Raw genomic sequence first — 455 nt, 5'->3', positions numbered from 1 at the left:
CTCGCCAATCTCTGCCACAACTGCGGCGCCTGCTACGTGGATTGCCAGTTCGCGCCGCCGCATGAATTCGCGGTGAACGTGCCGGCGACGCTCGCCCGGGTGCGGGCCGAGAGCTACGCCCGCTACGCCTGGCCCCGGACGCTCGCGCCGCTCTTCGCGCGCAACGGGCTTGCAGTGGCCGTGGCGGTCGCGATGTGCGTCGCGGCCTTCATCTCCGGCATGGTCTGGGTCAGTGATCCCGGCGCCCTCTTCGCCAGCGATGGACGGTTCTACCGCCTCATGCCGCATGCCGCGATGGCGTGGCTCTTCGGCGCGCTCGGCCTCTACGCGTTGCTCGCGCTCGCGCTGAGCCTCCGGGCCTTCCGCGCCGAGATCGGGCGTGACGCCGGGTTTGACCTGCCCCGCGCCACCCATGACGCCGCGACGCTACGATACCTCGACGGGGGCGGCCCTGG

General features: G+C 71.6%; 1 pseudogene. It reads left to right on the top strand.

The features are described 5' to 3' along the window. Window positions 1–455: pseudogene (gene tcuB, locus EIP85_RS22960) on the top strand (tricarballylate utilization protein TcuB); the annotation flags it as partial.

This window comes from Solirhodobacter olei (genome assembly GCF_004010155.1).
Taxonomy (GTDB): domain Bacteria; phylum Pseudomonadota; class Alphaproteobacteria; order Rhodobacterales; family Rhodobacteraceae; genus Solirhodobacter; species Solirhodobacter olei.
This window is presented reverse-complemented; position numbering and strand designations above follow the sequence as displayed.